The sequence below is a fragment of the Kitasatospora sp. NPDC093558 genome, assembly GCF_040683475.1.
Lineage (GTDB): Bacteria > Actinomycetota > Actinomycetes > Streptomycetales > Streptomycetaceae > Kitasatospora.
Window position 1 is genome coordinate 1 of record NZ_JBFBDY010000463.1, and the last position, 5,088, is coordinate 5,088.

Here is a 5,088-nt window from a genome sequence, read left to right on the forward strand (position 1 = left end):
CCCGCCGGCCCCGGCCGTTCGGTGTTCCGGGTTCCCGTGTTCCGTGTTCGGTGTCCCGGATTCGGTGTTCCGGATTCCGTGCTCCGGATTCCGTGTTCTGGATTCCGCTCAGCGCCGCCCGGAGCGGCGGTCGTTCGAGCCGCCCTGGCCGCCCTGGCCGCCGGTCAGGCCCGCCCGGCGCAGCGCGTCCGCCATGGCACTGTTCGCCGGCGGGGTGCTGCCGCCGGAGCCGCCCTGGCCGCGCCGGTCCTGGCCTCGGCGGTCGTCGCGGCGGTCGTCGCGCCGGTCGTCCCCACGGCGGTCCTGGCGGGGCGGGCGGCCCTGCCGGTCGCCGCCACCGCGGTTCCGGTCCCCGCCGCGCTCCCCGCCGCGGCCGGGCTCGTCGTCGAGGCGCAGGGTGAGCCCGATCCGCTTGCGCGGCACGTCCACCGAGGTGACCCGGACCTTCACGATGTCGCCCGGCTTGACCACCTCGCGCGGGTCCTTGACGAAGTTCTTCGACAGCGCGGAGACGTGCACCAGGCCGTCCTGGTGGACGCCCACGTCGACGAAGGCGCCGAACGCGGCGACGTTGGTGACCACGCCCTCCAGCACCATGCCGACCTCCAGGTCGCCGATCTTGTCGACGCCCTCCTTGAAGACGGCGGTGCGGAACGCCGGGCGCGGGTCGCGGCCCGGCTTGTCCAGCTCGCCGAGGATGTCGGTGACGGTCGGGATGCCGAAGGTGTCGTCGGCGAAGTCCCCCGGGCGCAGCGCGCGCAGCCGCTCGCCGTTGCCGATCAGCTCGCGCAGTTCGCCGCCGGTCGCGGCGAGGATGCGGCGCACCACCGGGTACGCCTCGGGGTGCACGCTGGAGGCGTCCAGCGGGTCGTCGCCGCCGGGGATGCGCAGGAAGCCCGCGCACTGCTCGAACGCCTTCGGGCCGAGCCGGGCGACGTCCTTGAGCTGCCTGCGGGTGCGGAACGGGCCGTTGGCGTCGCGGTGGGCCACGATGTTGTCGGCGAGCGTGCCGGTGATGCCGGAGACGCGGGTCAGCAGCGGCGCGGAGGCGGTGTTGACGTCCACACCGACGGCGTTCACGCAGTCCTCGACGACGGCGTCCAGCGAGCGGGAGAGCAACACCGCGCTGAGGTCGTGCTGGTACTGGCCGACGCCGATCGACTTGGGGTCGATCTTGACGAGTTCGGCGAGCGGGTCCTGCAGGCGGCGGGCGATGGAGACCGCGCCGCGGATCGACACGTCCAGCTCGGGCAGTTCCTGCGAGGCGAACGCGGAGGCCGAGTACACGGAGGCGCCCGCCTCGCTCACCATCGCCTTGGTGAGCCCAAGTTCGGGGTGACGCTTGAGCAGGTCCTCGGCGAGCTTGTCGGTCTCGCGGGAGGCCGTGCCGTTGCCGATCGCGATCAGGTCGACGCCGTGCTTCTTCGCCAGCGCCGCCAGGGTGGCCAGCGAGGCGTCCCACTTGTTGGCGGGCTGGTGCGGGTAGATGGTCTCGTGCGCCACGACCTTGCCGGTGGCGTCCACGACGGCCACCTTCACGCCGGTGCGGAAGCCCGGGTCCAGGCCCATGGTGGCGCGGGTGCCGGCCGGGGCGGCGAGCAGGAGGTCGCGCAGGTTGGCGGCGAACACGCGCACCGCCTCGTCCTCGGCCTCGGCGCGCAGCCGGGAGCGCAGGTCGATGCCGAGCCGCACCAGGACGCGGGTGCGCCAGGCCCAGCGGACGGTGTCGCCGAGCCACTTGTCGGCCGGGCGGCCGTGGTCGGCGATGCCGAAGCGGGCGGCGATGCGCTGCTCGTAGTCGGTCGCCCCGGGCAGGTCGGTGTCCGAGTCGCCGTCCAGCGGGGACAGTTCGAGGTCGAGCACCTCCTCCTTCTCACCGCGCAGCATCGCGAGGATGCGGTGCGAGGGGAGCTTCGTGTAGGGCTCGGCGAAGTCGAAGTAGTCGGCGAACTTGGCGCCGTCCTGCTCCTTGCCGTCCCGCACCCGGGCGACCAGCCGGCCCCGCGTCCACATCCGCTCGCGCAGCGAGCCGACCAGGTCGGCGTCCTCGCCGAAGCGCTCGACCAGGATCGCGCGGGCGCCCTCCAGGGCCGCGTTCCCGTCCGCCACGGCCTCGTTGAGGTAGCCGGCGGCCAGCGCGGCCGGGTCCTGGGAGGGGTCGGCGAGCAGCGTGTCGGCGAGCGGCTCCAGGCCGGCCTCGCGGGCGATCTGCGCCTTGGTGCGCCGCTTCGGCTTGAACGGCAGGTAGATGTCCTCCAGGCGGGCCTTGGAGTCGGCCGCGAGGACCTGCGCGCGCAGCGCGTCGTCCAGCTTGCCCTGGGCCTCGATGGACTCCAGGACGGCGGTGCGGCGCTCCTCGAGTTCCCGCAGGTAGCGCAGCCGCTCCTCCAGCGTGCGCAGTTGCGCGTCGTCGAGGGAGCCGGTGGCCTCCTTGCGGTAGCGGGCGACGAACGGGACGGTCGCGCCGCCGTCGAGCAGGTCGACGGCCGCCTTCACCTGCCCGTCGCGCACGCCCAGTTCCTCGGCGATCTTGCGCTCGATCGCCCGCTGGGCCTGCCGGGACTGCTCATCGACTGGCGTGGTCACGAAGCCGGTCACCTTCTCCTTCAGTGCGTTCGCCGTACGCCCTGCATTCTGGCAGGTGCCGCCGACGGCTCCCGGCCGCACCCGGGGCGGCCGGGCGTGGCGGTGCCGGCGGCCGGGGGCTCCGGCCCACGAGTCAGCCGTCGAAGTGGAGCTCCCGGCTCGGTCGGCCGTCGGCGGCGAGGTCGATCGTGATGGTCCCGGCGTCGGAGTCGACCTGGATCCGGTCCGGGCCGGACCAGCGGACGGCGCGGTCGTACGGGTCGTGCGGGCCCTGGGCGAGGATCAGCCACCGGCGGGTGGTCAGCCCGGTGCCCTCGTCGACGTAGTACGCCTTGGTGGAGTCGAGCGCCCAGCCCGTCTCCTCCGCGACGATCCTCCGGTCGGTGCGGCCGGGTGCGTCCTGGGTGCCGTTCACGACCGTCGAGGTCCAGTTGAAGAGCCAGAGCATCAGCGTCCCGGCGGCCAGCAGCCCGACGGCGGTGGCGAGCAGGATCCGGACCGCCGCCCACCAGGGGGCGGTGATCACCGCGGCCATCAGCGCCGGGATCCCCAGCGTCCAGAGCAGCAACGGCCGGTCGAACCACTGCTGCAGGACGAGGTAGCCGCCCGAGTGGCTGTTGTACTGCCCGATCACGGCCAGGAGCACCAGGACGGCCATGACGGCGAGCGCGGCGAAGAACGTCCAGCGCTCGGGGGCCGTCCATACGATGGTGCGGCTGTCTGCCGGTCCGTCCGCTTGCGTGTCCGCTTCCGCGTCAGCCTGTATGTCCGTCGGATCGCCCGTTTGTCTGTCGGGCTGCCCGTTCGCCTGCCCCCGTACGTTGATCATCGCGCCAGCGTAGTGATCTGATGATCCGAATTTGTCACGGGAGTTCGATGATCCGGCTGCTGGCCGCGCGGACGGCGCTGTACGCTGCCGGGCATGTGCGCTGCCGCCAGGATGCACCCCGACGAACCGGACATCGACGCGGCGCTGGTGCGGCGGTTGCTCTCCGCCCAGTTCCCGCAGTGGATCGGCCTGCCCATCCGGCCGGTCGCCTCCACCGGGACGGACAACGCGATGTTCCGGCTCGGCCCCGACCTCGCCGTCCGCCTCCCCCGGGTCGGCTGGGCCGCGGACGGCGTCGGCCGCGAACAGTACTGGCTGCCGCGGCTCGCCCCGCACGTGCCGCAGCCGATCCCCGCACCGGTCGCCCTCGGCCGGCCCGCCGCCGGCTACCCGTGGGAGTGGTCGGTGGTCCGCTGGCTCGACGGCGTGAACCCGGCCGTCGGCGCCCTCGCCGCGCCGCTCCAACTCGCCCGCGACCTCGCCGCGTTCATCACCGGACTGCGCTCCGCCGACCCGGCCGGCGGCCCCTCCGCCGCCCGCGGCGTCCCGCTCGCCGCCCGCGACGGCGCCACCCGCGCGGCGCTCGTCCGGCTCACCGGCGCGATCGACACCGAGGCCGCAACGGCCCTGTGGGACAAGGCACTGCGCCTGCCCGACTACGCCGGACCGGCCACCTGGATGCACGGCGACCTCTCCCCCGGCAACCTCCTCCTCGCCCCCACCGGCCGGCTCGGCGCGGTCATCGACTTCGGCCTGATGGGCGTCGGCGACCCGACCGTCGACGTCATCGCCGCGTGGACCGTCCTGCCCGCCCACGCCCGCGCCACCTTCCGCGCCGCCCTCGACGCCGACGACGCCATGTGGTCCCGCGCCCGCGCATGGGCGCTGTCCATCGCCCTCATCGCGATCCCGTACTACCGGCACACCAACCCCACCCTGACCGCCGCCGCCCGGCACGTCGTCCGCGAGGTCCTCGCCGACCGCACCGCCTGAGCGGATCCGGCGCGAACCGCGACCTGGTCAGAAAACTGCCCCGGTCAAGTTCGACTGCTAGCCTGGGTGGCATGACTGGACTGCGGGAGCTGAAGAAGGAACGGACGCGGCGGGCGATCTCCGAGGCGGCGATCGCGCTGTTCCTGGAGCACGGGTTCGACCGGGTCTCGGTGGCCGACGTCGCCGCGGCGGCCGAGGTGTCGAAGCCCACGCTGTTCAGCTACTTCCCGTCCAAGGAGGACCTGGTCGTCCACCGCTTCGCCGACCACCAGGAGCAGGCGGCCGACGTGGTCCGCGGCCGGGCGCCGGGCGAGACGGCGATCGGCGCGCTGCACCGGGACTTCGTCGCCGGGCTGGACCGCCGCGACCCGATCACGGGGCTCAACGACCACCCCGCCGTCCTGGCGTTCAACCGGCTCGTCCGCTCGACCCCGGGCCTGGTGGCCCGGGGCGCCCAGTACCTCGCGCGGGCCGAGGAGTCGCTGGCCGAGGCCCTGCGTGAAGACCCCGACGTCACCCCGCCCCGCATCCTCTCGGCGCGGCTCCTGGCCGCCCAGATCACCGCCACCCAGCGCGTCCTCGCCGAGCACAACAACCACCGCATCGCCGAGGACGGCCAGAGCGCGGACGAGCTCCACTTCGAGGCCGTCGGCGACGCCGACCGCGCCTTCGAGCTCCTG

4 protein-coding genes are annotated in these 5,088 nt (G+C 73.8%); 2 read left to right on the forward strand and 2 right to left on the reverse strand.

All coding sequences use genetic code 11. From position 1 onward, the window contains the following. Positions 1-108: 108 nt before the first annotated feature. Both AB0O00_RS29115 and AB0O00_RS29120 read right to left on the reverse strand, forming a co-directional pair. Positions 109-2,586, reverse strand: a complete 2,478-nt coding sequence (locus tag AB0O00_RS29115; RefSeq protein WP_363656760.1) for a Tex family protein — start codon at positions 2,584-2,586, stop codon at positions 109-111. A gap of 133 nt (positions 2,587-2,719) precedes the next feature. Next, on the reverse strand, positions 2,720-3,415 hold the full coding sequence (locus AB0O00_RS29120; RefSeq protein ID WP_363656762.1) for a hypothetical protein: 696 nt from the start codon (positions 3,413-3,415) through the stop codon (positions 2,720-2,722). A gap of 93 nt (positions 3,416-3,508) precedes the next feature. Here AB0O00_RS29120 and AB0O00_RS29125 point away from each other — a divergent pair, with 93 nt between their 5' ends. Both AB0O00_RS29125 and AB0O00_RS29130 read left to right on the forward strand, forming a co-directional pair. Beyond that, a complete protein-coding gene (locus AB0O00_RS29125; protein ID WP_363656764.1) occupies positions 3,509-4,408 on the forward strand; it encodes an aminoglycoside phosphotransferase family protein in 900 nt (299 codons plus the stop codon). 62 nt (positions 4,409-4,470) lie between these two features. Next, positions 4,471-5,088, forward strand: a 618-nt coding sequence (locus tag AB0O00_RS29130; protein WP_363656766.1) for a TetR family transcriptional regulator, incomplete at its 3' end; no start/stop codon positions are given.

What these genes read in the sequence shown, in the direction of transcription:
- AB0O00_RS29125 (WP_363656764.1), top strand. Translation starts at nt 3,509, where the DNA reads ATGTGCGCTGCCGCCAGGATGCACCCCGACGAACCGGACATCGACGCG.
- AB0O00_RS29120 (WP_363656762.1), bottom strand. Translation starts at nt 3,415, where the DNA reads ATGATCAACGTACGGGGGCAGGCGAACGGGCAGCCCGACAGACAAACG.